The organism is Bacillus toyonensis BCT-7112 (assembly GCF_000496285.1).
In the GTDB taxonomy this organism is placed as follows: Bacteria; Bacillota; Bacilli; order Bacillales; family Bacillaceae_G; genus Bacillus_A; species Bacillus_A toyonensis.
On the sequence record NC_022781.1, the window covers coordinates 4,715,645 to 4,739,531 of the forward strand.

15 protein-coding genes, 1 pseudogene and 4 other annotated features are annotated in these 23,887 nt (G+C 34.9%); of the genes and pseudogenes, 13 read left to right on the forward strand and 3 right to left on the reverse strand.

From position 1 onward, the window contains the following. Positions 1-516: 516 nt before the first annotated feature. From BTOYO_RS24115 to BTOYO_RS24155, 9 genes are all read left to right on the forward strand, one after another. Entirely contained in the window at positions 517-1,644 is a 1,128-nt protein-coding gene (locus tag BTOYO_RS24115; RefSeq protein ID WP_000692595.1) for a conserved virulence factor C family protein, read from the forward strand. A gap of 3 nt (positions 1,645-1,647) precedes the next feature. Next, positions 1,648-2,031: a thiol-disulfide oxidoreductase DCC family protein gene (locus tag BTOYO_RS24120; RefSeq protein WP_000634894.1), complete on the forward strand. Its 384-nt coding sequence runs from the start codon at positions 1,648-1,650 to the stop codon at positions 2,029-2,031. A gap of 82 nt (positions 2,032-2,113) precedes the next feature. Further along, positions 2,114-2,548, forward strand: coding sequence for a BrxA/BrxB family bacilliredoxin (locus BTOYO_RS24125; RefSeq protein ID WP_000063703.1), 435 nt, complete (start codon positions 2,114-2,116; stop codon positions 2,546-2,548). 49 nt (positions 2,549-2,597) lie between these two features. After that, positions 2,598-3,374: a class I SAM-dependent methyltransferase gene (locus tag BTOYO_RS24130; protein ID WP_000637472.1), complete on the forward strand. Its 777-nt coding sequence runs from the start codon at positions 2,598-2,600 to the stop codon at positions 3,372-3,374. Between the two features lie 40 nt (positions 3,375-3,414). Beyond that, positions 3,415-3,629, forward strand: a binding site (T-box leader). A gap of 45 nt (positions 3,630-3,674) precedes the next feature. After that, on the forward strand, positions 3,675-5,363 hold the full coding sequence (gene argS / locus BTOYO_RS24135) for an arginine--tRNA ligase (RefSeq protein WP_000456030.1): 1,689 nt from the start codon (positions 3,675-3,677) through the stop codon (positions 5,361-5,363). A 144-nt stretch (positions 5,364-5,507) separates the two neighbouring features. Further along, on the forward strand, positions 5,508-6,410 hold the full coding sequence (locus tag BTOYO_RS24140; RefSeq protein WP_000965873.1) for a class I SAM-dependent methyltransferase: 903 nt from the start codon (positions 5,508-5,510) through the stop codon (positions 6,408-6,410). 318 nt (positions 6,411-6,728) lie between these two features. Further along, complete coding sequence (locus BTOYO_RS24145) at positions 6,729-10,931, forward strand: bacteriocin-processing peptidase family protein (RefSeq protein ID WP_000883818.1); 4,203 nt, start codon at positions 6,729-6,731, stop codon at positions 10,929-10,931. A gap of 105 nt (positions 10,932-11,036) precedes the next feature. After that, positions 11,037-11,276 (forward strand) — a binding site (T-box leader). 54 nt (positions 11,277-11,330) lie between these two features. Next, positions 11,331-14,432, forward strand: coding sequence for an isoleucine--tRNA ligase (gene ileS, locus BTOYO_RS24150; protein WP_000754889.1), 3,102 nt, complete (start codon positions 11,331-11,333; stop codon positions 14,430-14,432). Positions 14,433-14,771: 339 nt separating this feature from the next. After that, entirely contained in the window at positions 14,772-16,280 is a 1,509-nt protein-coding gene (locus BTOYO_RS24155; RefSeq protein WP_000932729.1) for a M36 family metallopeptidase, read from the forward strand. Between the two features lie 108 nt (positions 16,281-16,388). Here the strand turns inward: BTOYO_RS24155 and BTOYO_RS24160 are convergent, their stop codons facing one another. Then, positions 16,389-16,868, reverse strand: a complete 480-nt coding sequence (locus tag BTOYO_RS24160; protein WP_000709329.1) for a hypothetical protein — start codon at positions 16,866-16,868, stop codon at positions 16,389-16,391. A gap of 221 nt (positions 16,869-17,089) precedes the next feature. Further along, positions 17,090-17,302: a binding site (T-box leader), on the forward strand. 105 nt (positions 17,303-17,407) lie between these two features. Here BTOYO_RS24160 and aspS point away from each other — a divergent pair. The 3 genes from aspS (at position 17,408) to BTOYO_RS24175 (ending at position 21,533) form a co-directional block, all read left to right on the forward strand. Continuing rightward, positions 17,408-18,706 (forward strand): aspartate--tRNA(Asn) ligase, encoded by a 1,299-nt coding sequence (aspS, locus tag BTOYO_RS24165; RefSeq protein ID WP_000529817.1) that lies wholly within the window; start codon positions 17,408-17,410, stop codon positions 18,704-18,706. 169 nt (positions 18,707-18,875) lie between these two features. Beyond that, positions 18,876-19,124: a binding site (T-box leader), on the forward strand. Between the two features lie 117 nt (positions 19,125-19,241). Beyond that, positions 19,242-20,582, forward strand: a complete 1,341-nt coding sequence (locus tag BTOYO_RS24170) for a sodium-dependent transporter (protein WP_000814552.1) — start codon at positions 19,242-19,244, stop codon at positions 20,580-20,582. Between the two features lie 36 nt (positions 20,583-20,618). Continuing rightward, positions 20,619-21,533, forward strand: coding sequence for an alpha/beta fold hydrolase (locus tag BTOYO_RS24175; RefSeq protein WP_000584212.1), 915 nt, complete (start codon positions 20,619-20,621; stop codon positions 21,531-21,533). Positions 21,534-21,569: 36 nt separating this feature from the next. Here the strand turns inward: BTOYO_RS24175 and BTOYO_RS24180 are convergent, their stop codons facing one another. Both BTOYO_RS24180 and BTOYO_RS24185 read right to left on the reverse strand, forming a co-directional pair. Further along, a complete protein-coding gene (locus BTOYO_RS24180; protein WP_000701724.1) occupies positions 21,570-22,145 on the reverse strand; it encodes a nucleotidyltransferase family protein in 576 nt (191 codons plus the stop codon). A 24-nt stretch (positions 22,146-22,169) separates the two neighbouring features. Next, complete coding sequence (locus BTOYO_RS24185; RefSeq protein ID WP_000028917.1) at positions 22,170-22,967, reverse strand: lipid II flippase family protein; 798 nt, start codon at positions 22,965-22,967, stop codon at positions 22,170-22,172. 194 nt (positions 22,968-23,161) lie between these two features. On the opposite strand from BTOYO_RS24185, the pseudogene BTOYO_RS24190 reads away from it, so the two are divergent. Next, positions 23,162-23,827, forward strand: a pseudogene (locus BTOYO_RS24190) (HAD family hydrolase). Positions 23,828-23,887 lie beyond the last annotated feature (60 nt).

A 23,887-nucleotide genomic window follows, 5' to 3' on the forward strand; every position in this document is an offset into this window, starting at 1 on the left:
CACAAATATATTTGACATAATATGGAATTACCGTAACGAAAAAGGCGAACCTCTTAATTTCATAAAGGGTTCGCCTTTTTTCTTTCTATCACTCTAAGCAATTCCATTAATTCATCTTTCGGAATATCCACAATCAAAATGTCTTCAGAAATCAATTCTCCACCAACAAGTCCCTCAGAGCGCATTCGTATGAACGTTTTTATATATAAATCGTTCTTCTTTCTTAGTAGTATCCTCCAGAGCTTTATTTATTAACTGCACTTCACTTTAAAATGAATGATCTAACTAGGATATAGATACCTCTTTTTATGTAGGGCAAAGAGAACAAATTCCCTCCTTAAAATAAAACCTATCGGAAGCGAACGGTTTTAAAATTTCGTTCCTAATTTGAAATGTAAAAAATGAAATAGTATGGTAGCGGGAAGAAAGTAGTAAAATTAAGCATCCGAGTAGGAGTATAGAGTGATAACATGTTACAATACAGCTAAGAACACGCAATAAAGGAGAGTTTTTTACGTGAAGATTAAAGCAATTGAACCGACGCCAAGTCCAAATACAATGAAAGTTATTTTGAATGAAGTATTACCATCAGGAGCGCGTAATAATTATACAAATGAAAATAAAGAACAAGCACCAGTACAAGTGCAAGAAATTTTGAAAATTGAAGGCATTAAAGGTGTGTATCATGTAGCAGACTTTTTAGCAGTCGAGCGTAATGCGAAGTATGATTGGAAAGTTTTATTACAACAAGTTCGTGCCGTTTTCGGTGAAGAAGTAGTAGAAGAAAGCGAAGAACAGCAACTTTCTCACTTTGGAGAAGTGAAAGTATTTATTCAAATGTTCTTTACAATTCCGATGCAAGTGAAGTTAACAGATGGAACGACGGAAGAGCGTGTTGGTTTACCTGATCGTTTTAAAGAATCAATCATGAAAGTGCAAATGTCTGCACCTAACGTTGTGAAAGAGCGTAAATGGGTAGAGCAAAGTACACGTTACGGTAATTTTGAAGAAATAGGGAAAGAAGTAGTAGAAGAAATTGTTGCTGCTTATTCAGAAGAACGTGTAAATGAAACAGTTAAAGAATTATTAGATCAGGCTGGGGCAGTTGAAGTAACGATTCAAAAGCGTGAGCCATATAAAGTAACAGAAGAGATGATGAAAGATTCTGACTGGAAAAATCGTTTTGCAGCTTTAGAGCAAATGGATCCTACTGAAGAGGATATTCTAGTGTTGAAAATGGCGTTAGACGATGAAAAAGTATCTATCCGCCGCATAGCAACAGCTTATTTAGGTATGGTAAAAGGTGATGAAGTATTACCGTTATTATATAAAGCGTTATTAGATCGTTCAGTAAGTGTTCGTCGTACTGCAGGGGATTGCTTATCAGACGTAGGTGACCCAGCAGCGATGTTCGTTATGATTAAATCGCTGAAAGACCCAAGTAAATTAGTACGCTGGCGTGCAGCTATGTTCTTATTTGAACTTGGAGATGAAAGTGCGATTCCGGCATTAAAAGCAGCGCAAGATGATCCAGAGTTTGAAGTAGCGATGCAAGCTCGTCTTGCATTAGAGCGTATTGAAGGCGGCGAAGAAGCGAAAGGTTCTGTATGGAAACAAATGACGGAATCTCGTAAAGGGGAATAATATATGATTGTTTTCTATGATAGTTGGTGTCCGATGTGTACTGCAGTGGCAGAGCGTACGAAGAAATTAGATAAAAAGGGTAAAATGACATTTGTTTCATTTCGAGATGATGATGTAGTTAAGAAGTATGATCTTTCTCAAGAACTACAAAGTAAGATGGAGCAAAGGATGTATATTTTTAAAAATAATAAATGGTATGACGGAATTCATAGCATAAACGTATTAGCGAAGGCTGTTCCATCTTATTGGTTTGCAGTGCCTTTTATAAAATTATCTATCGTACTTGGATTTGGAAGCAAAGTATACGATTATATCGCTAACAATAGAAAACTTGTCCCAGTTGGACATTGCCGCGGTGGGGTTTGTGAAATCCCTTCAAAAAAATGAAAACGTCACTATCTTTCTTTTGCACCTATTAATAGAGCGTGATATGATGAATTTGGAATGAAAGTTGAAGGAGAGATACAAGATGTCAAATGCTTATGAAGAATACATGCGTCAAATGGTAATTCCAATGCGCCAAGAATTAGTGCGTTCTGGATTTGAAGAGTTAACTACAGAAGAAGCTGTTACAGAATTTATGGAGAATGCATCAGGTACAACATTAGTAGTTGTAAACTCAGTTTGTGGATGTGCAGCTGGTTTAGCGCGTCCATCAGCAGGTCAAGCAGTTGTTCGTGCTGAAAAACAACCTGATCATCTTGTAACTGTATTTGCAGGTCAAGATAAAGATGCTACTGCAAAAATGCGTGAATACTTCGGAGAAATCCCTCCATCTTCACCATCTATGGCATTATTAAAAGGAAAAGAAGTTGTTCACTTCATTCACCGTCATGAAATTGAAGGTGCAACTATGGACGAAATTATTACGAACTTAGAACAAGCTTTCGAAAAGAATTGCTAAAGAAGGGGGAGAGTAAATCTCCCTCTTTTCTTTATATAGAGGTGAAATAATGATAGTAACAACAGCAGGACGAACAAATAAAGAAATGACATCTTATGCAAAAAAAATAGCGACAGAATTAAATAGTTCTTTCGTTATACGTAATGATATACCTGTGCACAAACTGCATGAGAAATATGAACAAGATGTGCTTGTCGTAGGGAAGAACCGATTAGCTATTTACCCTGAAGGTACGGAAGAGTCGTTTTTCTTTCATCCAAACTCAGCAATGTTTCGTGTGAAAAGGTTAATGCGCGGAGAGCACGATCCGTTTGTACAAGCTGCTAAATTAGAGAGCGGAATGACGGTGTTAGATTGTACGCTCGGCATGGCATCAGATAGTATTGTAGCTAGCTATATTGTTGGTGAAAGTGGAAAGGTAACAGGACTTGAAGGTAACGAATATATGGCTTACATAATGGAAAAAGGTTTGCAAACATGGTCTTCATCAGTTGCTGAAATCGATAAGGCAATGCAAAGAATCCATGTAAAGCAAACAGAGCATTTCGCTTTTTTAACGCAATGTGAGGATAATAGTTATGACGTTGTTTACCTTGATCCGATGTTTGAAGAAACTGTCATAGAATCAGATGGAATTAAAGGATTAAAACACTTCGCTTTGTATCATGATATTACTGATGAAACAATTGCGGAAGCGAAGCGTGTGGCGAGAAAGCGTATTGTTCTGAAAGACCATTTCCGTAGTACTAGATTTGAAAAACACAATTTTCACGTATACAAAAGAAAAAGTGCAAAGTTTCATTTTGGCGTAATTGACCCTTGCTAATTGTTTGAAAAGATGTATAATAAGCAATAATTAATTAAATATACTGTCTGTGATGAAGAGAGTAGTCTTTTTCAGAAGGAAAGCGAGCTAGGGATGGTGTGAGCCTAGTGCGGAAGAAAAAGATGAAGCGCACTTCGGAGACGCTTCTTGAACGAATAGTAGAGTAAGCCGAGGTCCCCTGTCCTCGTTATAAACGGGAAAGTGGTTCGTAATGAACAACAAGGGTGGTACCACGGGTTAAAACTCGTCTCTTATATAGAGACGAGTTTTTTGTGTTTAAAAAAATAAGGAGGTTGTAGTATGGAATATAAAACACAGTTTGCGAAAAGTTTATCAAATATTTTTGTAAATGAATTAACGCAAAATCAAATTTTAGATTTAATCGAAACACCGAAACAAGATGAATTCGGAGATGCAGCGTTCCCATGTTTTTCACTAGCGAAGCAATATGAAAAATCACCAGCTATTATCGCAAAGGAAATTGCGGAGAAAGTAAATGATCCGTTCTTTACGAAAGTAGAGGCTGTTGGTCCTTATGTAAATGTATTTTTCAATCGTGAAACTGTAAGTGATGCTGTATTAAAAACGATTTTAGCTAAGAAAGAAGAATACGGTCAAAATTACTTTGGATGTGAAAAAACAGTAGTTATTGATTACTCATCTCCAAATATTGCAAAACCTTTTTCGATGGGGCATTTACGTTCTACAATGATTGGAAATTCACTGAAACATATCGCTGAAAAATGTGGCTATGAAGTTGTAGGAATTAATTATATTGGGGATTGGGGAACACAGTTTGGAAAGTTAATTACTGCTTATAAAAAATGGGGAAATGAAGCAGTAGTTAAAGAGGATCCAATCCGTGAATTATTTAAGTTATACGTTCAATTCCATGAAGAGGTAAAAGACGACGAAGAACTAGAAGAAGAAGGGCGTGCTTGGTTTAAGAAATTAGAAGAAGGTGATGAAGAAGCTGTTGAGCTTTGGAATTGGTTCCGTCACGAATCCTTAAAAGAATTTTCTCGAATTTATGAACTTCTCGGTGTAGAATTTACTAATTTTCAAGGAGAAGCTTTTTATAATAACTTAATGGAAGATTTCATTGGGATTTTAGAGGAGCATGAGTTGCTTGAAGAGTCAGAAGGCGCATTAGTCGTTAATTTAGAAGAAGAGGGAATGCCGCCTTGCTTAATTAGAAAATCAGATGGTGCGACTATTTACGCAACACGTGACTTAACGGCAGCGTTATATCGTCAAAACACTTATGCATTTGATAAAGCCCTATATGTAGTTGGCCTGGAACAAAGTTTACACTTCAATCAATTTTTCACTGTATTAAAAAAGCTTGGCTACAATTGGGTTGACGGCATGGAACATGTACCGTTTGGGTTCATTTTAAAAGACGGTAAGAAAATGTCGACACGTAAAGGAAGAGTTATTTTACTTGAAGAAGTACTTGAGGAAGCAATAGACCTTGCAAAACAAAATATTGAAGAGAAAAACCCAAACTTAAAACAGAAAGAAGAAGTAGCAAAGCAAGTCGGTGTAGGAGCAGTCATCTTCCACGATTTGAAAAATGAGCGTATGCATAATATCGAATTCTCATTAGAAAATATGCTGAAATTCGAAGGAGAAACAGGACCATATGTACAGTACACACATGCGCGTGCTTGCTCTATTTTAAGAAAAGAAAGTGTAGAATTTGAAACGTGTACGTTTGCATTAAAAGATGATCATAGCTGGAGCGTCGTAAAATTACTGAATAAGTTCCGACAAGTAATTGAAGCAGCCTTCAACAAAAATGAGCCATCAATCATTTCGAAATACGTATTAGATGTAGCACAATCGTTCAATAAATATTATGGAAATGTGCGTATATTGGAAGAGAGTAAAGAGAAAGACAGCAGACTGGCATTAGTTTATGCTGTGACGGTTGTATTAAAAGAGGGATTACGTTTGCTTGGGGTGGAGGCACCTGAGGAGATGTAACATAAAAAGGTGTACGTATCATAGTAGATATGTATACCTTTTTTATATTTATAGGAAAGGTATAAGCAAAAGTTTCATTTTTTTAAAACTAAACTTAACTTTTCTTTAAAGTATAGGAATGTCTTTATTAAATGGAGAATTGTAATGTTATATAAGGAGGCGTTAGGTTTGGAAACATACGACTGGAACAGTAAACTAACATATTTAAAAAATACAAGAGATTTATATTACAACGACGATTATGTAAGTTTTTTAGTAAATTCAGTTTGGAAGATTAATAAGCCCGTACATATCGTTGATTTCGGTTGTGGATATGGTTATTTAGGCTTAGTATTAATGCCGTTACTTCCAGAAGGTTCAAAGTATACAGGCATTGATAGTGGAGAAACATTACTTGCTGAAGCGAGAGAGTTGTTTCATCTACTTCCATATGAATCAGAATTTATTGAGGGGGATGCTACAGAAATTGAATTGAACGATAAATACGATATAGCAATCTGTCATGCTTTCCTATTACATATGAATACTCCAAAAATGATGTTAGAAAAAATGATACATGCAATTAAAAAAGGTGGTAAAATAATCTGTTTTGAACCACATTGGATTTCAAATATGTCTTCATATGTCTTAGATGGAGAGAATCAATCGGAAATTATTAAACTAGGTGCTTTGCAGAAGTTATTTGAAAAAGACGCGCAGAGAAACGGTAAAGATGGAAATATTGGCATGAAAATACCGATGTATTTAAGTAAATTAGGTGTGAAAAATATTGAGTGTAGAGTGAGCGATAAAGTGAACTTTTTAGACTCTAGTATGCATCACAATGATAAACACAGTTTGTATCATTCATTAAGAGAAGAGGGGATTGCGGACAACCCGGGTGATAAACAGCAATTTATAGAACGTTTAATGATAAGAGGATTAACATATGATGAAGCATTAGCTCAATATGAAGCAGAACTACGATTTTTTAAAGCGCTCCATATACATTCATCTTTAGTATATGCTCCGAATATGAAAATTACATTTGGTGACATAGAATGTTAAAAGGTAGCAATTTATTGAGGATTGACATTTTTTATCGATAAGTCGATATTCACCGTATAATCGCTGATATATTTGAATTATCGCCGATATAATTTCATGTACTGATTTTGGCCTTGAAAAGATAAGATCCTCAATTCACGTTATTCCATATAATTAAACAAAATACGAAGAAAAACAATCATTTTTACTATATTTTGTTATAAATTCGAATAATATTAAATAATACTATCCATTATAGGAGATTTTAGTTGAATACCTACAATATGATGTGTAAAATCTAAGCAAGTAGCAGTTTAAATAAATATTCGAGGTGAATGCATGCTAGATTTTAAGCAGTTAGAAGCTTGTTTGAAAGACAAGAGATTTGTAGATGGATTACAGGAAATAAATAATGAAATTTCATATATAAAAGAAACGAATACTTTATCCTATGTGAAGACTTGGCTTGCTAATATTCCTTCACATAAGGAGTTTGATATATTAATTCGCCTTACTGATGAAGGGCTTATGCACCAATACAGTTCATTCCTCATTCGCTACGCTTATAAAAAATTCCCAAATATGAGAACGCTCTCTTTATATTGTGATGAGTTAATTGATGAGCGAAAAATCCTTGAAGCAGAACAGTTGTTAAAAGACTCTTTAGAAGAGGCAGATAAAGAAGAAATAGATGACGATTTTTTAGCGAAAACATATTTTACTTTAGTACGATGTTTATTAGAAATGAAACGAAATGAAGAAGCGCTCATTTATATGCAAAAAGCAGAGGAGTACAGTACACGTGCGGTCTTTGATAAATGGGGCTACGTCTATATGCATACAGGTGAATGGGAGAAAGCAGAAGAACAATTTTTAGCTGGAAAGCAGCATAAAGATTGTGAAGAACTATCTACCTACTTATTATCACAGTTATATGCGAATAAAGGGGAACAAAAACATGCATTACAGTTAATTGATGATGCGATTGTAAAGTTTCCACAAGTACCATATTTTCATTTTGAAAAGGTAAAGTATTTATTAGATTTAGCGAAATATGAAGAGATGTTAGAGGTAATAGATAATATTAATAGTACGCTTCCTTATCATGCTTATGAAACTTACTTTGTACATTTACGTGCAGAAGCGTTGTACAAAATGAATAAACTTGTAGATTTACAACAGTTATTAAAAGAAGAAAAAAGTTTAAAAGGCTCTTTATATCATAATTTAGAAAAAAATCCAGATGGAAAAAAGGTTCACCTGCCGATAGTTCCAATTGTACAAAAGGATAATTATTGTGTTCCGACAAGTTTAGAAATGATGTTGCAGCTATGGGGAGAAAAACGTACACAAGATGAAATAGCAGAGTTTATTTTTGATATGACAGGCTCAAAGTTTTCCGATACGGTCTCTTATATTGAAGAGTTAGGCTATGAATATCGTTATTTTAAAGGGAATGAGGAAATTTATAAGATATTACTCGACCGAAAGATCCCCGTTTTATTAAGTATAGACATCGAACATGCTTCACATGTGCAAGTGCTATCAGGATATGATGATACGTTACAAGCTTTTTATGTTCAAGATCCAAACTTTATAGAACCAGTTCTTGTGGAATATAGTAAATTGCAAGAGAAATATCGTTATACAGGTTGTTTGGCGATCACGTTTGTTCCGAAAGAAAAGAAGGAAAAACTAGCATTTTTAAGTGAAGAAGAGAATCATTATTTTAAATCCATTTTCTCTCTTACAGATCATTTAGATGAACAAGATAAAGAGGGAATTAATAACTTAGTACAATTTTTAAAAGAGACGAGTGATAATCGGAATACGTGGTTATATACGATGAAACATTTAGATGTTGAAGTAGATAAAGAATTTATTTTATATTGTATAGAAAAGTTAATGGAAAAGTTTCCGAACTCGGATTTTGTTAAATTGCATGGTGCACAGTGCTTTATTCGTCTTCAAGAAATGGAGAAAGCTGAGCAAATGCTGGCAAGTGTTGAGAAGAAAAATAATCGTGCTTTATATCATTTGATAAATGGAAGATATGCATTTGAACAGGAAAGTTATATAGAAGCGATTACAAGTTTTCGTTCCTCATTACAATTGGACGCAGATCAGCCGATCGCCTGGAGTTTCCTTGCGTTATCTTATATGTATATCGATCAATCTGAAAATGCGTTGCAGTTTTCTCAAGTAGCTGTAGAACGTAGTCCAGAAAGGTTCACTTTAACGAATCACGGTTTAATATTAATAGATTTAGAAAGATATGAAGAAGCATATGAAATCTTTAATAATTTGTTAAGAGAATATAAAAATGAGGCGCATGTATGGTATGAACGAGCGAGATGTGCGCATCAATTAGGGAAATTACATTTAGCGATAAAAGGACTTAAAGTGGCGATTCAGTTAGATAGTAATGCGCCTTACATTTATACGAAACTTTCAGAGATCTATGAATCTGATTTGAAGGATGAGAAAAGCACAAAAGAAATTTTATTAAAAGGTATTGAGAATTGTGATGATAAGGCGTCTCTATATGTAAGATTAGGTGATTATCATTTTCAAAATGATAGTCTGGAAGAAGCAGAAACATTATATAAGCGTGCTTTAGAAGAAGATAATGAAGATGTTTATTCTCATTTCGGACTTACGCAAGTTTATATGGCAAAAGAGCGATATGATGAAGCGAAAGAATATATTCTTGGTCTCGAAACACAAATTGAAAAGAGCCAAGATTTCCTTATGAATGCAGGAATGGTTTTATGGGATGCAGAGGTTGAACTTGGTGGAAATGAAGATGGGTTTAAAGTAGCATTGTCTAAGTTAGAGAGTGGTATAAAGCAGAGTGAATATAATGTAGCAAGTGCGTTAGATGAATATGTGAATCGAATTAAAGGAACTGTATTTGTACAACGAGGTATAGCATTCTTAAGAACGTTACAAAAAGAAAGAAATGAAGTAAGTGAATACAGTTGTTATGCAGGTATTTTACATGAATCTATTGGACAGTATGGCCAAGCGATGAAAAGATATAATAAAGCAATAGAACAAAAGAAAACGGCATTGCCATATTACCGAATTGGTGAAACACTTATGGCATTAGGACAATTGACAGAAGCAAAACAAGCGTATGAAACATGTTTAGAGCTTGATGAAAACTTTTTAGGTGTACATTTACAACTAGCAGAAATATACGAAAAAGAAGAAGACCGTTTCAAAGAACAAATTCATATGGTTCAGGCGATGAAAGAAGAGCCTTTGTATATAAATATGGAATATTTGGCACAGCTTTCAGTAGAAATAAATCTTCAAGAAGAGTTGCTAAAGGAATTAGAACATCTAGCAGGCGAAGTACCCGAAATATGGCGCTTAGATGCGATTGCGTATGTGTATGGAGCGATGGATGAAATAGATAAAGAACAAGCACAGATTGAAGAAGCGCTACAATTAGATAGTGAGCATGCAGAAGTTCTATATCATTATGTAAAAGTATTAGTGAAAAAAAGAGATGCAAAAGCGATTGAAGTTGCAATGAAAGTAATACAAAAAGATGTAAATAATGAACGTATATTTGATGTTTATGTAAAAGCGGTAGAACAACATAAGAAATTGTCTAACATCCGGGATTTTCTTCATACATTAAAAGTGAAAAAAGCAGAAAGAAGTACAGCATTCATGTGTGCAGCAGCTGCGGTTACGGAAAGATGGATTGAACGTCAACAAAATGAACAACCGAAAAAATCTATATTTACGAGAGCTTTTTATCGTATGAAAAACCGGGCAAAAGAAATTTCAATGGTTACAACAATTATTGAGTTATATGAAATCTCATTAAAGTTAAATCCAAAAAATAGTATGGCAGCACAACGATTTGGATTATTTTACGAAAATGTATCGATGAATAAAGAAGCGATAGATGTTCTGCAAACATCGTTAGAAAATAAATGGGATTATGAGGTAGCGAAGCAACTTGTAAATCTTTTCATTGAGTGTGAGGACGAAGATTTGTTACAAGATGCTGTAGAGTTAATGAAGCAATTAGTTCGAGAGCTACCGGATGATTATGATACGCTTCTTATACAAGCGCAAGTATTCTTGAAAGTTGGGGAAGAAGGAAAAGCAGAAAAAATATGCTTACAATTAACGGAGAAAACACCGTTTGTAAGTAGAGGATTCCTTGCTTTAGGAGAAATATACCAAAGTCAAGAGAGATATGAAGAGGCAATTCAGTTATTAGAAGATGCTTCTATACATCATCCAAATGATACGGCAATTCTTCTCTCATTAGCATCTTCATATCATAGTGCCGGCCAAACGATAAAGGCAGAAAAAATAACAAGTGAAGTAGTAACAATGGATACGAGTGATCTGTTAGCAAGATATGATCATGCTTGTTATTTAGCGTTATTAAATAGAAATGCAGAGGCGAAAGAAGAGCTTGAACATGTACTTCGTGAGGATGAATCTGGATTTTTTGCTGAACTTATCGAAGAAGATGAAGATCTAGCAAGACTGAGAGAGTTTGAAAAGTAATTGTATATGTATATAAGTAGTGAAAAAAGGATATAAATAAAAATATATTTTGAATTAGTTGACAATTTATTGTTAAATGGCATAAAATAGCTTTTAACAAAGTATACAAATCTGAAGACGAGAAAGAGTAAAATAATGAACTGTTCCCCAGAGAGCCGGTAAAGTGCTGAAAGCCGGTGTTCAGACGTTATTTGAAAATCATCTCCGAGGAGCCGAGGCTGAAAGTAAGTAGGCCCGGACGGATGTCTACCGTTACAAAGAACGCGTATGTTAGTACGTTGCTAAGCGCTATTAGTGAAAAGCTAATAGAATTAGGGTGGTAACGCGGGTAAACCCGTCCCTACTTCATAGGGGCGGGTTTTTTGTGTGCTTTTAAAACATTCAAAGGAGTGATTGTAGATGAAGAAAGTAGATGTAAAAGAGTCAGCTGTAGGGAGAGAAACACGTATTCGTAAGCAGTGGAACGAACAGAGCATTTTTGAACAATCAATTCAGAATCGAGAAGGCGCGCAATCGTTTGTGTTTTATGAAGGACCACCAACGGCGAACGGTTTACCACACGTCGGCCATGCACTTGGTCGGGCAATTAAAGATTTAGTAGCAAGATATAAAACGATGGCCGGTTTTAAAGTAGTAAGAAAAGCAGGATGGGATACACACGGTTTACCTGTAGAATTAGGTGTTGAGAAGCAACTTGGTATTTCTGGTAAACATGAAATCGAAGAGTACGGAATTGAGCCATTTATTAAGAAGTGTAAAGAGAGTGTATTCACATATGAAAAGCAGTGGCGTGAGTTCACTGAAAGTATCGGTTATTGGGTAGATATGGATGATCCATACGTTACTTTAGAAAATCCATATATCGAAAGTGTATGGCATATTTTAGGGACGATTCATGAAAAAGGCTTGTTATATAAAGGGCATAGAGTTTCACCGTACTGCCCAAGCTGTCAAACCTCTCTCAGTTCACATGAAGTTGCACAAGGGTATAAAACAGTAAAAGATTTAAGTGCAACAGTTAAGTTTAAAGTGGAAAATAGTGAAAATGAGTATTTCTTAGGTTGGACGACAACACCATGGACACTTCCAGCAAATGTTGCACTTGCTGTACATTCAAATATGGAATACGTTAAAGCGAAACAAGAAGGTCATGTATACATTGTTGCGAAAGAACGTGTACAAGAAGTATTAAAAGAAAACTATGAAGTATTATCTGTTCATAAAGGTGAAGAATTAGTAAATACATTTTACACAGCACCATTTCCAATGAAAGAAGTGACAAATGGTTACCGTGTTATTGCAGCGGATTTTGTAACGGCAGATAGTGGTACTGGACTCGTTCATATTGCTCCAGCATATGGGGAAGATGATTATAGAGTTGTTCAAAGTGAAGGATTGTCGTTCCTACATGTTGTAGATGGAAAAGGTGAGTATACAGATGCAGTACCATTTTTGAAAGGTAAATTTGTAAAAGATTGTGACGTTGATATCGTTCGTTATTTGGCGAAGGAAGGTTTGCTATATCATAAAGAAAAATATGAACATAGTTATCCGCATTGCTGGCGTTGTGATTCACCACTTCTTTATTATGCAGGAGAAAGTTGGTTAATCCGAACAACTGCAATTAAAGATACATTTTTAAAAAATAATGATTCTGTTACTTGGTATCCGGATCATATGAAACATGGACGTTTTGGTAAGTTTTTAGAAAATATGGTTGACTGGAATATTAGCCGAAATAGATATTGGGGAACACCATTAAACGTATGGGAATGCGAAAGTTGCGATCATCAGTTCGCACCGAAAAGCATTGCTGAATTAAGAAAGCATAGTAAGAAAGAAACACCTGAAGATTTAGAATTGCATAAGCCGTATGTAGATGAAGTGCAAGTCTGCTGCGGGAAATGCGGAGGCACAATGAATCGCACACCAGAAGTAATCGATGTTTGGTTTGATAGTGGTTCTATGCCATTTGCACAATATCATTACCCATTTGAAAATAAAGATTTATTTGAAGAGCAGTTTCCAGCGGATGTTATTGCAGAAGGAATTGATCAAACACGCGGCTGGTTTTATAGTTTATTAGCAGTATCAGCACTATATACAGGCAAAGTGCCGTATAAACGAGTGTTATCACTAGGGCATGTTTTAGATGAAGAAGGACAAAAAATGTCTAAAAGTAAAGGCAATGCACTAGATCCAGTTGATTTAGTAGAGAAGTTTGGTGCAGATGCGCTAAGATGGGCTTTACTCGTTGATAGTGCCCCGTGGAATGCGAAGCGTTTTTCTGAAAGAACAGTACTGGAAGCGAAATCTAAATTTGTAGATACATTAGTCAATGTGTATAGCTTCTACGTTTTATATGCAAATTTAGATGAGTATAATCCGAAAGAAACGTATGACGTAAAGCTTACGAAATTAGACGAATGGGTATTATCAAGATTGCATAGTACAACGAAAAAAGTGAGAACAGCACTTGATGAGTATCAATTTACGAATGCAGCTCGTGAAATTGCAGCACTTGTAGATGAAGTGAGTAACTGGTATGTAAGACGCTCACGTAATCGTTTCTGGGAATCTGGTATGAACGCTGAAAAAGCATCTGCCTATGAGACACTTCATGAAGTGCTTGTAACAATTAGTAAATTAATTGCACCATTTACACCGTTTGTCGCGGAAGACATTCATCTGAATTTAGAAGGAAGTAGCGTTCATTTAGCGGATTATCCAGTTGTAAATGAATCACTACTTCAGCCGAAATTAGAAGCGGAAATGGATGCTGTTTTACAAGTTGTCGAACTTGGAAGAAGTAACCGTAATCAGCATTCTTTAAAAGTAAAACAGCCGTTAGCTGAGCTTGTATTACTTGAGCATAAAGAGAATGATATCGATTGGGAATCTTATCGCGATATTGTAATGGATGAGCTAAATGTGAAAGCATTCCATGTTGAACTGGATGAAACGAAGTATACATCATATCAATTGAAGCTCAATTTTAAAACAGCAGGGCCGAAGTTCGGTAAAAATGTGAATGCAGTAAACGGCTGGTTAAAACAATTATCACAAGAAGAAGTACAAAAATTTGTATCAACAGAAAGAGCAGTTTACGAAGCAACATCAGGAGAAGAAGTGGTTGTAACCGCTGAAGATGTGTTAGTTGAGAAAGTTGCAAAATCAGGATTCTCTAATACGACTAACGGACAATATACGGTTATGTTAGATACGAATGTAACGGAAGAATTGTTACAAGAAGGAGTAGCTCGTGAATTCATTCGTGCGGTTCAAGAATATCGTAAGCAGTTGAATTTACCAGTTAACTTACGAGTTGATGTGATTCTTGATGCAGAGGAAGAACTACAGCAAACGTTAACGAATCATAAACATCTATTGGAAGAAAACTTACTCGTCAAGCAATTTACATTTGGCCACTTAACGAATGAAGACGACGAGCTTTCTTTAGGGGAGACAAAACTCCGAATTAAGTTAAGCGAGGCTAATTAATGAAAAAAGGAAGTTGGAATCATTCCAACTTCCTTTTTTGTATGAAGGGAGATTAACCGGATGATTTCCTCATAATCCACTCGATAGGGACACTGGAACATTTCTTTCTTCATATTTTAAAAGTATAAGGTTGAAAGAATTGATAAAGAAATATATTTCTAAAGTATTGTTTTCGTTTTACACATAAATATTGAGAAAATTTCACTTACCCAAAATGTAAAGGTAATAGAATTGCTCGTATAGAATTACTCGTAGATTCACTTTATTTCGTTACTTGTCGACAGTAATAGCCTTATAGGAATGGGGTAAAGGTTTCAATTTATTAGGGGGAGTGGTTTTATGTTAAACAAAAAAATGGTGGCAATGGCAATGACTGTACCATTAGTAATGGGGACGATTTCTACAGTTTCCGCATTGGAAAAGAAGCAAGTAAAGGTAGAAGCTTATTCACCACAGAAAAAAGCAGTTGAATATTTAAAAGGGAATGCCAATCAGTATGGATTAAAGCCCGATCTTTCAGACTTGCAATATATTTCTACAACAGAAACGTCAGTAGCTTCATATGTTAGGTTCCAACAAGTAGTAAATGGCGCGCCTGTATTTTCAAAACAAATTACGGTTACTCTTAACGGAGAGGGAAAAGGAGTACTTGCTGTTTCTGATTATCAACCTGTTACAGGTGTGAAAGAAGTAACGACAAAAATTAGTGAAAAAGATGCAATACAAAAATCAATGGCGTATGTTGGAGAAGCGAGTGAGCAAAACTTATGGGCTCCTACAGAAAAAGAATTCGGATATATTGTAGAAGAAGGTGTCGCTCTTCCAGTATATAAAGTGGTAGTCCATTCTAATAATCCATTCGGTGCATGGGAAACATTCATTGATGCAGAAAATGGAAAGTTAATTAAAAAGGTTGATATAAACCGAAAAGCTGAAGGGTCAGGAAAAGTATTTTTACCTAACCCGGTCGTATCTAGCGGTAGTAAAGTAGGATTAAAAGATAATAATGATGCAGATTCAACAGCTCTAACGAACCAATTGAAGACTGTTACGTTAAAAGGTTTAGATGGAACAGGATTTTTAATTGGAGAGTATGTAACGATTTCTTCAAAAGCGATGACGAAATCTACAAACTTACAATTTAACTATACACGTGCAAATGATAGCTTTGAAGATGTTATGTCGTATTATCATATCGATACATTGCAGCGCTATATTCAAGGACTAGGCTTTAAAAATATTAATAATCGTTCGATTAAAGTAAATGTTAATGGTACAACGGATGATAACTCATTCTATTCTCCATCAACGAAAGCTTTAACTTTCGGTACTGGCGGAGTTGATGATGCAGAAGATGCTGGTATTATCGCGCATGAATACGGCCATTCAATTCAAGACAATCAAGTGCCTGGATTCGGTAGCTCACCAGAAGGTGGAGCAATGGGAGAAGGATTTGGTGATTTCTTAGGTGCTACTTATGAAGATGCAGTGTCGACTACAGGGTACGGAAAAGCATGTGTTGGAGAATGGGATGCGACAGCTTATTCTAGTTCGGATCCAACATGCTTACGCCGATTAGATACGAATAAAGTATATCCGAAAGATATTACGAATGAAGTACATGATGATGGGGAAATTTGGGCTCAAGGACAATACGAAATGGCACAAGCTTTTGGCCGTGATGTAGCAACAAAAATTATTTTACAATCACATTGGTCATTAACGCCAAATGCTAAATTCCGTGATGGAGCAAAAGCAATTAAGCAAGCGGATGCTCTTCTATATGGCGGACAACATGCTGCTGATATCGATCGTATTTGGGCAGCAAGAGGAATTAGTACGAATTAATATAAAAAGTCGTGGCGTTTATAAGCCACGACTTTTTAATTTACATAAGAACTGGTACTAGTAAATAAATTAATATCAATGATAATGTGAATACATCCGCAGCCTCATTTACTTTTTAGATTCTTTAAAAACAAAATGCTCTTTAAATTTTCTAGACTCAACTTTTTGACCGTTTCGCATCGAGCGGAAAGGGTGTTCTTGCCACGTAATAATCACGTCAACCTCATCTGTTTTTGTAGAAATAGGTAAGTTAGCATGTTCAAATCCAGTTTTGTTGCTTGCTAAACGACTTTCCTTTAGGGAAAAGAGTTCATATTTCGTTTTTGTATTTGGCTCGTTGCGGAAGACTTCAACTTGTACGTTATACACTTCGCTTTTTCCGAGATTTTTTACAGAGAAATAATATGTTTGAAATACACCTTTTTTAGGTTGCAACAATTTTTTACTCGTTTTTTTCACTTCATCAATATTCACTTGCCATTGATTAGAATGTTGAGAGATTGGTAAAGATTTTGGTGAATATGCGTACGTTTCATTTACTACAATTTGGCATAACAAAAGGAGAAAGAAACTAATTGCTTTTTTCATATGTACACCTCCGCTACAATTTTGCTATTAATATGCGTGGGAAACATGTAAATTATGTAATAAAATGGAAATGTATATAGAGCGTGAAAAAGACTAGTGTAAATCTAAATGGGAAAATAATAATAGAACATGAAAAATACGCATATATAACGGTAGATGAAGAATCTTAAATAAAAAGGCTTGCGTTTTATAAAATAAAGAGATAGAATACTCTGTAAATATAAAAAGTGATGATCAGGAAAAGTACATGATGCAAAGGTCTACAGAGAGCAATCGGTTGCTGGGAAGATTGCGATACCGCATGATGGAAAGACACCTGTGAGTGTTGCTTTGAACGTGATTATTAGTAAAAGCAAACGGTACCTACCGTTATCAGGGCTAAGATGGTCATTGTGACAATTTGGGTGGTACCGCGGAAAAAATCCGTCCCTATTTCTAGGGGCGGATTTTTGTATTCTTTGAAAGGAGGTGAGTGAACGTGGATGACGACGATGACAACAATAACGTAAATAAAATGAAAACTATTGGAGGGAAATATAATGGGGCAAATAATGAAGCGTTCACTCACTCAAGCGAGTACAGAGCATGTTGGAAAAGTGGTACTCTTACAAGGGTGGGTAAAAAAGATCCGTCATCTAGGTAATGTTAGTTTTTTATTATTACGGGACCGAAAGGGAGTTATTCAATGTGTATTAGAAAACAAGTTAGCTGGATACAAGGTTGATGTAGAAAGTGTCGTTCAAATAGTTGGTGAAATTGTAGAGACTTCGAAAACAGAATTAGGGGTTGAAGTACTTGCTCATGAAGTGAAAGTATTAAATGGTGCAGAACAACTTCCATTTGAATTAAATAAAAAGAAATTACAAGTTGGTTTAGATCAACTATTGAATGAACGAGTATTATCGTTAAGACATGAGCGAACCGCGGCGATATTTAAAGTGAAAGCTACACTCGCTCAAAGTTTTAGTGACTATTTAACAGAGAACGATTTCATACGTATATTTACGCCGAAAATTGTTTCACAAGGGGCAGAAGGAGGAGCGAATGTTTTTAAGCTTCCATATTTCCAAAAAGAAGCTTATTTAGCTCAATCACCACAGTTTTATAAACAAATGACGGTAGCGGGAGGATTGGAACGTGTTTTTGAAATTGCACCTGTTTACAGAGCGGAACATCACAACTCTTCCCGTCATTTGAATGAATATATATCGTTAGACGTAGAGCTTGGATTTATCGATGATTTTCATGAAGTGATGCAATTAGAAACGGATGTTTTACGATATATGTTTCAGCAAGTAGGAGAAACATGTGAGAAAGAACTACAACAATTACAAATAGAAGTACCTGTCATTACTGAAATACCGAAAATTACATTGTCAGAAGCACAAGAGATTTTGAAAAGTAAGTACCGGAAAGAATCACCGATTGGAGATTTAGATACAGAAGGTGAAAAGTTACTAGGGAAATATGTGAAAGAAACATATAATAGTGAATTTGTTTTCATTACACATTATCCGAAAGAAGCGAGACCGATGTATACGATGCCGAATAACGAGAATCCATCTATTACTGATTCGTTCGACTTACTATATAAAGGATTAGAAATAACATCAGGAGCACAGCGAATTCATAATTATGATCTATTACTCGCATCTTTTAAAGAAAAAGGATTACACCCAGAGAAATTTCAATCTTATTTAAATACATTCCGATACGGTTGTCCACCGCATGGCGGTTTCGGCATTGGGCTAGAAAGGATTGTATATAAACTTTTAGAATTAACGAACGTACGAGAGGCGAGTGCTTTTCCGAGAGATTGTACACGTCTTACACCATAAAAAAGAACCTTCGCGATTATCGCGAAGATTCTTTTTTAATGTTCTTTTATTTTTACATTGAAAGTTTATAAAAAATCTTTTCGACAAAAAAATTAATATATACCTTGACAGTTATAAATATAACCGATATACTTCATATTAATTTCAAAAGAAAATATATTCTAAATATTAAAATGTGTTGAATAGGAGTAGTAAGGTCATGTATTTGTGCAGAGAGCTATGGGTTGGTGCGACATAGTCAAATGACATCCTGAACTCGCCTAGGAGCAGTAAGGTGGAACGGAATTACATTCTTAGTAAATCTTAACGGTTAACCTTCGATATTAGGTTTGTAATCAAACGATTACTACTAAGGTGGATTCATAATGGAATCAATAAGGGTGGTACCGCGTTAAGTAAATGGCTTAGCGTCTCTTTTTATAAAGAGATGCTGAGCCATTTTTTATTTTATAGAAAAAGAAATGGAGGGTTTATTCGGATAGGTATATAAAATTTAATTATTTGTATAAAAAGATTTAATTAGGAGGAAAATAAGATGAAACAGACGGAGCAATGGACTTCGAAATTAGGATTTATAATGGCTGCAGCAGGATCAGCAATTGGATTAGGCGCAATATGGAAGTTTCCTTATATCGCTGGGAAGAGCGGGGGAGGAGCATTCTTTTTAATTTTTATATTATTTACTGTGTTAATTGGACTACCACTATTAATAGCTGAATTTATGATTGGACGCAGTACACAGAAACAAGCAGTTGGCGCATTTAAAAGTATTGCACCAAATACAGGGTGGCACTGGATTGGACGCCTTGGCGTTGGAACGTGTTTTATATTACTTTCGTTTTATAGTGTTGTAGGTGGATGGGTATTGATTTATTTATTTAGAGGAGTAACTGGACAACTTATTACTCCGGGACAAAATTACGGTGCATTATTTACTGAAACAATTGGAAATCCCGCTTGGGCTATTACTGGACATTTCGCTTTTATGTTCATTACGATATGGGTTGTATCAAAAGGTGTACAAAACGGAATTGAAAAAGCAAGTAAATATATGTTACCAGCATTGTTCGTTTTATTTGTCGCCCTTATTATTCGTTCATTAACATTGGATAATGCAATGCAAGGTGTGAAGTTTTTCTTACAACCAGATTTCTCAAAGATTACTTCAGAAAGTATTTTGTTCGCAATGGGCCAATCGTTCTTTGCGATTAGTATCGGAATATCAATTATGGTTACGTATAGTTCCTATTTAAATAAAAAAGAAAGTTTACCAAAATCAGCAATAACAATTGTTGGATTGAATTTATTCGTTTCTTTATTTGCAGGTCTTGCAATTTTTCCAGCAGTATTTTCATTAGGAATGGAGCCGACGGAAGGGCCTGGATTGCTATTTATCGTATTACCATCTGTATTTAGTCAAATTCCATTTGGCGGATTGTTCTTAACGGTATTTCTTGCGCTATTTACATTTGCCACATTAACATCGGCGTTTTCTCTACTAGAGACGGTTGTTTCAGCATTAGCAAATGGTGAACAAGAAAGAAGAACGAAACTATCATGGATCATTGGTTTCTGTATTTTCTTAGTAGGTATACCATCTGCGTTATCATTTGGAGTATGGAGTGATATTACGATTTTTGGTAAGAATATTTTTGATGCGGTAGACTTTTTATCTAGTAATATATTAATGCCACTAGGAGCGCTATTTATTAGTATTTTCGTATCATTCAAAATGGAAAAGAAGGTGCTAGAAGCAGAATTTTTTGTAGGTGGAAATTACGGAAAGAAAGTATTTACTTGTTGGGCATTTTTACTTCGGTTTGTAGCGCCACTTGCCATCATCATCGTCTTTTTAAATGTAATAGGAATTATTTAACATTAAATGTTATAATATACAGTAAAAAAGAAGGTGATGATTATAAAGGCGAATTTGATAGAAGCAGGGAAATACATGGACATTAGAGGGAAGAAGTTATATGTTGAAGCACATGGAAACCCTAAAAGTGAGCCTGTATTATACTTGCACGGCGGTCCAGGAGAGAGCTGTTATGATTTTTCATTTCATCAAGCGGAACGTTTAAAAGATTCTTTATATGTAATTATGATAGATCAAAGAGGTGTTTGTCGCTCAGAAGAAATTCTTGAGGACGAAGCTTTTGGATTAAATGATTTGATTGAAGATTGTGAAGAACTAAAAAAAGTATTGCAAATTGAGAAGTGGTCTGTAATTGGACATTCTTTCGGTGGATATGTAGCATTGTTATATGCATTGATATATCCAAGTTCAATAGAGAAAATAATATTTGAAGGATCAACTTTTGATTTTGCATTAACAAGTAGAGCTTTGTTACAAAAGACAGGGGATTTATTAAAAAAGTATGGAAAAGAAGAAGTAGCAGAAGAGTCCATCGCTTATTCATCTAGCAATGCTAGTTCCGAAGAGTTGCTTGAAGCTTATATAAGATTAAGCGATGAATTAGAAGAAAAAAGAATGGAGATTTACAATAATAAGGAAGATAGGACAGATGAGAGTTTATACAGTGATCAAGAGTGGGAAATATTTTCAAAACGCTCCAAGATTCATTTTGATAGATTAAAATTAGAAGGCGCATGTCATACATCATTATTATCCAAAATAAAAGATGTACAAAATCCAATGTTATTACTTGTAGGAAAACATGATGTAGTAACGTGTGAAAAACAAATTGAAATATTTAATAAAGATGCTCGAAACGGCAAGTATATTGCATTTGAAGAGAGCGGTCATTCACCTCATTATGAGGAAGCAGATAGATTCGCAGAAACAGTCATGTATTTTTTGAAATGAAGAAAAGGGTGCTTCTATTAATGAGAAGCACCCTTTTTAAATTTCTGGATATGTGATTGTTATGTTAGGCCATTTACTTTGCCAATTCTTTTTAATAACTCTGTTTTTGTACATATGTATACGTCCTTTTGATTCGAGAAAATGAGCTGTTGGTCTCACTTGTAATGAAAGAACATCTTCAATACCGCACGGAGCTGTTAATATAACATTGTTTTTTTCGTCTAATGTAACCCCTAAAGCCGTTGCTGTTTCAGGGAATTTAGAAATAGCATCAATAGAAGAAGAATATGGTGGCATGTTGTTCACCACATGCATACGAGCTTGATTTTTAACCGACCAAGGTATAGAAGCATCCATATTTGTTAGTGTTTTCTCTACGGATTGTTCATATGTCTCGTCTTTATGTAATGGATCAAAATAGATGACATCAACGTCCGGTGTAGCAGTTCTTACTTCGTAGTTATGCAAAGTATCCCAAAGTTTAGAACGAACAAAACCGGCGCAAATCCACCAATCAGGTAGCTCTAGTGATTTTGCTATGTGTAATACGTTCATCATCCATTTGTCGTTTTCTATTAAGCGAATTACATCTTGTTCTGTTTGTATCTTCATTGATAAATTCACCTTCCTAGTAAATTAATGCATCAGTTCAATAATCCATAAAATCCAGTAAGCACCTGGTACGAACAACAGTTGTGCGAGTAAAGTACCGAGAAGTCTAGATATCATTAACCAACCATACATTTTACTCATAGATTCAGCACCATTTTCTGATTGTAAAGCACGCTCTGTTAATAGAGCAATGCGTGGATCGAGCAATACTGTTAATAAAATAGTAGCAAAACCATTCACAAGGCCAGAAGCTGTACTTGCATTTGTTGCGTAATCTGGATTTAGAAAAGAAGCATAAAGGGCAGAAAGAACACCTGCTGTATAAATTGCAGTAGCAAACATGTTAATAAGCATAATACGCTTTGGGATACCACCGATACGCAATCTATGAATCATTTCAAATCTTGGAAAGCGCACATATTTTTTTGTGTACTTTAATTTTTGAATGTTATTTGTTTTCATCATTCGAATGAAAGAACCATCTGTTTCAAAGTTTTGAATGACATATCCAAATAGTTTTGTCAAAGTTGGATAAAGAATAATCGCAAGTAAGGTACCTATGGAAGCAGATAATAGTACAAGTCGTATAGTATGCTCTAAATTAATAGAAGCATCTCGTTTTGCTTCATCGACAATCCCGCCAATTAAAAAGGCTTGTAGTAAATTTGAAGTTCTTGAAATAAGTAATACCATTCCTACGACAGATAAGGCAACGACAATCTTTTTTAAACGAACACCAGCTAATCGAATACTATAAGAACTAGTTTCGACTGCGTGGATGACAATTGTGAAAGCCATTATAAAAATTAACGTAATTGACATTTGTTTCACCAGTTTCTATTGAATTAATTGCAACTTTCTTACTTTATCATATCTATCCGTCTAATGTAACCGAAACTATGTAACATAGAAAAAGTGATTTTTTTGAAAAAACAAATAATGGTAGTATAGTAGAGGTAGAGTAGTAAAAAAACCTTTAGTATTACATGTAAAGTAGGATGAGTGGGGGATTAAATATGTATACAACATTTTTATTTGATTTAGATGGAACAGTAACGGATCCTAAAAAGGGGATTGTAAATTCAGTTTTGTACGCGTTAGAAAAGGTTGGAATTGAAGAATTACATATAAGTGAGTTAGATTCATTTATTGGTCCTCCTATTCAGTAATCATTCGTAGAGAGATATAATATGAATGAAGGAGAAGTTGAACGAGCTGTTTTTTATTTCAGGGAATATTTAAAGCAACGTGGGTTGTTGGAGAATAGTGTATACGAGGGTATTCCAAATCTCCTAAAACAATTAAAAGATAACGGAAATCGTTTATTTATAGCTACTTCAAAGCCTACTATTTTTGCTAGACAAGTAATAGAGCATTTTCAACTAACGAATTATTTTGAAGATATCATTGGAAGTAATTTAAATGGAACAAGAATAAAAAAAGAAGAAATAATTGCACATATTTTACTTCAGAATGAAGGACTTAATAAAGAGGAAGTTGTTATGATTGGAGATAGAAAGCACGATATAATAGGTGCAAATCATAATGGAATTGCTTCAATTGGTGTTTTATATGGCTATGGTAGTGAAAATGAGTTGATTGAAGTTAGTTCGACTCATATAGCGAAGGATATAGAAGAACTACACCATTTTTGTATAGAAAATAGTTTAATAAAAAAATAAAAATAGAGACTAACAATCCCTTTATAACGTATGACGATGAAATCGTTTCTGTTTAAAGGG

Coding starts and splice junctions, on each gene's coding strand:
- BTOYO_RS24120 (WP_000634894.1), top strand. CDS start 1,648: ATGATTGTTTTCTATGATAGTTGGTGTCCGATGTGTACTGCAGTGGCA.
- BTOYO_RS24125 (WP_000063703.1), top strand. CDS start 2,114: ATGTCAAATGCTTATGAAGAATACATGCGTCAAATGGTAATTCCAATG.
- BTOYO_RS24130 (WP_000637472.1), top strand. CDS start 2,598: ATGATAGTAACAACAGCAGGACGAACAAATAAAGAAATGACATCTTAT.
- argS (WP_000456030.1), top strand. CDS start 3,675: ATGGAATATAAAACACAGTTTGCGAAAAGTTTATCAAATATTTTTGTA.
- BTOYO_RS24140 (WP_000965873.1), top strand. CDS start 5,508: ATGTTATATAAGGAGGCGTTAGGTTTGGAAACATACGACTGGAACAGT.
- BTOYO_RS24145 (WP_000883818.1), top strand. CDS start 6,729: ATGCTAGATTTTAAGCAGTTAGAAGCTTGTTTGAAAGACAAGAGATTT.
- ileS (WP_000754889.1), top strand. CDS start 11,331: ATGAAGAAAGTAGATGTAAAAGAGTCAGCTGTAGGGAGAGAAACACGT.
- BTOYO_RS24155 (WP_000932729.1), top strand. CDS start 14,772: ATGTTAAACAAAAAAATGGTGGCAATGGCAATGACTGTACCATTAGTA.
- BTOYO_RS24160 (WP_000709329.1), bottom strand. CDS start 16,868: ATGAAAAAAGCAATTAGTTTCTTTCTCCTTTTGTTATGCCAAATTGTA.
- aspS (WP_000529817.1), top strand. CDS start 17,408: ATGGGGCAAATAATGAAGCGTTCACTCACTCAAGCGAGTACAGAGCAT.
- BTOYO_RS24170 (WP_000814552.1), top strand. CDS start 19,242: ATGAAACAGACGGAGCAATGGACTTCGAAATTAGGATTTATAATGGCT.
- BTOYO_RS24175 (WP_000584212.1), top strand. CDS start 20,619: ATGATTATAAAGGCGAATTTGATAGAAGCAGGGAAATACATGGACATT.
- BTOYO_RS24180 (WP_000701724.1), bottom strand. CDS start 22,145: ATGAAGATACAAACAGAACAAGATGTAATTCGCTTAATAGAAAACGAC.
- BTOYO_RS24185 (WP_000028917.1), bottom strand. CDS start 22,967: ATGTCAATTACGTTAATTTTTATAATGGCTTTCACAATTGTCATCCAC.